Annotated in this window: 4 protein-coding genes; all 4 read right to left on the reverse strand. The window is 37.4% G+C overall.

Annotated elements, in window-relative coordinates; all coding sequences use genetic code 11:
• Window positions 1–444: 444 nt before the first annotated feature.
• A complete protein-coding gene (locus tag HNS40_RS21465; RefSeq protein WP_172284769.1) occupies window positions 445–1,122 on the reverse strand; it encodes a hypothetical protein in 678 nt (225 codons plus the stop codon).
• A 6-nt stretch (window positions 1,123–1,128) separates the two neighbouring features.
• Window positions 1,129–2,004 (reverse strand): PHB depolymerase family esterase, encoded by an 876-nt coding sequence (locus HNS40_RS21470; RefSeq protein ID WP_172284770.1) that lies wholly within the window; start codon window positions 2,002–2,004, stop codon window positions 1,129–1,131.
• A gap of 252 nt (window positions 2,005–2,256) precedes the next feature.
• Window positions 2,257–5,322 (reverse strand): PAS domain S-box protein, encoded by a 3,066-nt coding sequence (locus tag HNS40_RS21475; protein ID WP_172284771.1) that lies wholly within the window; start codon window positions 5,320–5,322, stop codon window positions 2,257–2,259.
• A partial coding sequence (locus tag HNS40_RS21480) for a hypothetical protein (protein ID WP_172284772.1) occupies window positions 5,319–5,666 on the reverse strand: 348 nt, incomplete at its 5' end. The genes HNS40_RS21475 and HNS40_RS21480, both read right to left, overlap by 4 nt.

A 5,666-nucleotide genomic window follows, 5' to 3' on the forward strand; every position in this document is an offset into this window, starting at 1 on the left:
TTCCCACGACTGAAACCAAGTCAAAGTCGTTTTGTTATTCACACGCTTTGCCTTTTTTAAAAATCAAGATAGGCAGGACTTAAAAGGCCCGCGTCTGGAACCGAGCAACTTCATCTTTCAACTCATTCATTCTTATTGGCTAAAAATGCCCGAATTCGTTTTCGTTTCCTTAATTAAAGAAAGAACTTTTTTCCCTACCAAATGCTTTGTCCTTTGAATTTAAATGCTTGGTAACGGGTTGCAGCTACAAGAAGTTGGCGATTTCGGAGACGAAAACTGTCTGCCAGCACTGCACTTGACACGAAGCATAAAGCTTCATTTAACCACTAAACCGCCAATTTCTTGTAGGTGCTGTTATCTGCTGCCCTTTTTCTCATTCTGAATATTTGACTTTTACTCACTATTGTTTAGCTTGGTATTTAGACTTCAAATCAAATTATCAGTTTAGTTTTCACTCTTTTTACTTGTTCTAAATTTCTTTTTAAATGTCCAGCCTACGCTTAAGCCTGCGCGTATTAAAAAACGATTTCCTAGAAAGGCCACACTAGAAAAATATTCGGTGTACGAATCATCTATATTTGTTTTAATTCCATTTTTACCTCTTACTCCACCGTAAGAGCTTATTCCTGCTATGTGAGGGGTTAGTGTTGCGCGTAAAAAAAGTCCACCATTCGGATTTTGGTAACGATACCCGATTTTTGGAGTAAAATATGCGAAAAAATTATGTTCGTGTCCAATAAATTGTTCATAATGATAAACACCATTGTCGTCCTTGTATCCATAGCTTACAGGGATATTGCCTTCCCTTAAATACATTGCTGTTAAGCCAATGCCTAATTCAAGTTTGCTTTTTCTTTTTCCAAATAGTATATTATAAGAAGCAGGCACAGAAAAAACAAAATAATCCGGAATAGGAATCAATGTTAACCCTCCGGTGAACGAAGTTTTCATTTTTTTCTCCGTTCGATAAAGTCTGTCAAATGAAACTGAAGGATAAAGTCCTTGTCCTGCATATTCAATGTAAATCGAATTTCGTTTTATTGGTGCAACTATATTTGTATCTTGGCTCAAAGCAAGTGCTGGACAAATAATGGTAATGAGTAATGTTATGATTGTTTTCATGCTGTTTTACTTTAAGCCGTTGATGTCATATTTTGAAACAAATTCCCAAACCAATTCTGCGGTGTTCTTTCCTTGATATGTAGTGTTAAACCAAACATGATTTCCTCCAATATATTTGTAATGCTCGACTGAAACAGAACTATCTCCTTGGTCATATATATAATGCTCAATTGTCATTCCTCCACTATTGTCTGTATTTACAGTTGGAGTAGTAGTTGTATTGTTAAAATTAATCCAATAATCTAAAGTGCTTTGTGCAGAGCTGAATTCGTTCCCTCCGTTATATGGAAGCACTTCATCAGCAGTTCCATGAAGATGAATTATCGGCATAGGGTGATTAGTTGGTCCTGTACAATCTAACATTGATCCAGAAACAGAGGCTACAGCAGCAATTAAATTACTTTTATAATGAGCAAGTCCATAGGCCATCATTCCTCCATTTGAATATCCGGCAACATAAATTCTTTCCATATCTATATTGTAATCAGATGAAAGCCCATAAATCAAAGACTCTATAAAACCTACGTCATCAATATCACTTTTATTGTCTCCGCCTGGTGGGCAAGCGTTCCAATGCGAAAAACCATTTAATAAGCTTCCTTGAGGATAGACAAGAATGAAGTTGTTTGCCTCGGCTACCGCACGCATGTCGGCTTCGTTTATATAGTCTTTTATTTTACCTCCATAGCCATGAAAATTAAAAAGGAGTGGAACCATAGTGTTTCCATTGTATGACTGAGGGACATAAAGAATATATTCTCGTGTAATACCATCGTGTTGGATTCTTCGCACGTGTAAGTCATTGTTGTATAATTCTCTTGAGGTTTTTTTACAAGAAAAAATCAAAACGGCTAATAAGAAAATTGAAATAATATTTTTCATCTATTTAATCATTTAGTAATTCATTTTTATTCAGTGTTATCAGTTGGTTGGTATATTAGATTTAAGTTGCTGACATATTTTTAGTTTCATAGGGTTGCAGATAACGGTTACGTATATGAAACGTTTGGCATTTCGAAGCACTTTCCTGTCAAGTTACAAGTACTTTTGATACGGGCTGAAATGCTCGATAAACCACTGACTGCCAAATGTTTTATATACGATGTTATAGCCATGTGCTTTTTTTTCCAGAGTCTAATTGGTATTGAATTTTTTATAATTTTTGAAGTGTTTCATAATTATAATTTCAAGTTCTTCTTTTTGTATCGGTTTCGAAATATAGTCGTTACAACCTGCTTCTATTGCCTTTTCCCTGTCGTCTGTTAAACCAAAAGCTGTTTGGGCAATTATTACTACATCGTTGTTGAATTTTCGAATTTCGCGGGTGGCATCATAACCATTCATGCCGGGCATTTTTATATCCATTAATATGAGATCCGTTTCAGGGTTCTCACGGCATTTATCAATGGTTTCTTTTCCGTTTTTTGTATAGGTAATTTTGTTGAATGTATTTTTAAAGATAGCTTCAAAAAACAATTTGCTGGTTTCATCATCCTCAGCAATAATTACCGATAAATTACTTAAAGATACTTGCGGTTCTTTATTTGTGTTCTCTTTGGCATCGCTTTCTTTCACAAACTGTTTAGTGTAAGGAATGCTAAAGGTGAATGTGGAACCTTCTCCTTCTTTAGATTTTACGCTGATGTCACCACCCAGCATTTCAACATAAGACTTTGCAATGGCAAGCCCCAGTCCCGAGCCTTGATGAACTCTTATGTCTTCAATATCGGCTTGCTCAAAACGGTTGAATATGGCTTCTGTTCGGTTTGCCGGTATTCCTATTCCTGTATCTTTTACGTAAAACTCTAAAACCTCAATATCTTTCTCTTTTTTTAGTGAGCATCCAAAAGTAATTTCTCCTTGTTCGGTAAATTTAATAGCGTTCTTTATCAGGTTTATCAATATACCTTCCAATTTGTGCTGGTCTGTAACAATTAGTGCGTCCTTATCCGAAATTGTGGGGCTATATTTAAGTTTAAGCCCTTTTGATTGAGCCTGGTGGTTAAAAAAGCTATACTGTTCATCAAGAATTTTATTTACCGATACCTCTGTTTTTGAAACTTTAACCAGCCCGGCTTCAATTTTCGAAATATCAATAATATCTGTAACTGTGGCAATCAATCTATCGCTGCTTTTGTTAATAATATCGAAATAATGTTGTTTCTCTTCATCATCAATGTCGGGATCTTGCAGCAGTCCAATAAAACCTGTTATTCCGTTTAGCGGTGTGCGTATTTCGTGGCTCATATTATTCAGAAAAGCAGTTTTTAAGCGGTTGCTTTCTTCGGCTTTCTCAAGAGCCAATTTAAGTTCCTGTTCTGCTTTTTTTCTTTCAAGTGAGATACTAATCTGGTGGGCGATAATCTCAAGCGTTCTCATATCTGATTCGTTATAAGCTTTTTCGTCATCATAGCTTTGAACGGCAATTACTCCCGATACTTTCCCTTTTGCAAATAATGGCAGTCCAAGCCATACTTCCGAAGGGTCACCAACCATCTCAACTTCTCCGGATTTTTCAAGTTTAGCCTTAACATCTTTTGTTGCCAATAAGGATTTTTTTGTTTTTATAACATATTTTGTTAATGTTTTTCCGGCTGGAAATGAAGTGAATTTATCTTTTTTGTCCTCGTGATGCATTAAAGAAATTGAATCGGTAGGTTCATCATAAAGAGCAACAAAAAAGTTGCTTGTGTCGATAATCGCTCCCAGTTCGTTTTTAACCAGCGCTATAAATTCATCAGGGTTTTCGCTTATTGCAACCGCATTTGAAATTTGATGAATCGTATTTTGAATTTGCTCGTTTCGTTTGCGTTCGGTTATATCCTCACAAACGATAAAAACCTCCGGATCGCCCCCGGTGTTTGTTACCGCCCGCGCCGCCTCCCTCATCCACAGCAGGCTGCCGTCTTTTCGGATTTTTGGCAATTCCCATCTTATCACCTCACCGGGATGACCCAGGCAGTTTTTTAATTGCTCGTTTACCGCTTTATGATCAGCGGGATGAAATACACGCAGCACCGACTGACCTGTTAGTTCTTCAGCGCGGTAACCCAGTTCCCGGGCGCCATGCACATTTACCGACTGCACAATTCCCCGGGCATCCACCGTAAGATACGTGGAAGGATTATCTTCATACAGTACCCGAAATCGCTCTTCGCTCTCTTTGAGTTGCCGCTCAATTTCCTTTTCTATAGTAACATCTCTGCCACTGCCAACAACGCCGATCATCTCGCCTTGCTCATTTATAAGCGGTGATTTGTGTACATCGAGATAGAGAAATTTACCTTTCACATTTCCAAACTCATCAAACCTCTTCGGGCTTTTTTCTTCGATAATTACATGGTCGGAATCCCTACAGATTTCACCAAAGGTATGCCATTGCGGATTATGTGGATGGCGGTTGCGTTCCCTTTGGGCAAAAAACATATCCTTCTTGCCAAGCGGTTCATCTGTATCTTTAGCGATTAACAGATTCCTGCACATCGCCTGGTTTACAAAGATGTAATTATTGTGCAAGTCTTTTGCCCAAAGCATATCGGTCATGTTGTCAGCGATTGTTCGAAAGATTCTAAACAATTCTCTGTATTTCTCTTCGCTTTCCAACAGTGCTTGTTCCGCCTGCTTGCGCTCGGTGATGTCACTCGCAATATAAAGCACCGAGTTTTTTGTTTTTGGAGTTGCACTGCCTTCAAACCATCTTGTTTTGTTATCAATTACCATAGGGTATTCAATGATATTTGTTTTGTTTTCATTGAGGCATTTACGAATAAATTCAAGAAAAATATCGGCTTCAGATTTCGGAAATACTTCATGCAGTGTTTTACCAATTGTATCATCCGAAGGTTTGAACATGAGTTCAGGTGATGTTGGGGCAATATTGATATATCTTCCGTCATAATCCATTTCAAACACAATATCTGTCATCGCATTGAAAAGAGTTGTCAACTTTTCCTCGCTCTCCCGCAATGAATGCTCGCTGGCAATTAATTGTTGGTTGTTTGCTCTCAACTGTTGCTCTGTGGCTTGTAACTGCTGATTGTTTGCGGCAAGTTGTTGATTGGTAGCCCCCAACTGTTGTTCGTTTGCAAGCAGTTGCTGGTTTGTAGCTTTATGTTCTTCTTCACGCTTTTTACTTTGATTGCGTAAATCGTCCAACTCAGCTATGAGTTGCTCTTTGGTTTTGTTAGAATCATTTTTCATTGATTATCATCCTTATTTTTTTCACCTGAAAATTCCCATAATTTTTTTTCGATACTATCTCCAACAGTAAAGTTAACAAGTCCTGAACTTAGGTTTAGTGTGGCTGATCGTCTTTCGTAGCCTCCCAAAGATGTTTCTTTTACAATTAACTTTTTCTGCTTAATAGTTTCAAAGATATATAAAATCAGATTATTAGCTACTGTGTCATTTTCGTTTTTCAACACATTTGCTCCACCAACAAGACAAATTTCAATGTTCTGTTTTGATGAACCCAGTTTGCTCAATTCACTCAATAAATTTGTGATGGCGTTTTCGGCATATTTGTTTTCATCTTCTTTGTTGTC

The organism is Lentimicrobium sp. S6, from assembly GCF_013166635.1.
In the GTDB taxonomy this organism is placed as follows: Bacteria; Bacteroidota; Bacteroidia; order Bacteroidales; family UBA12170; genus UBA12170.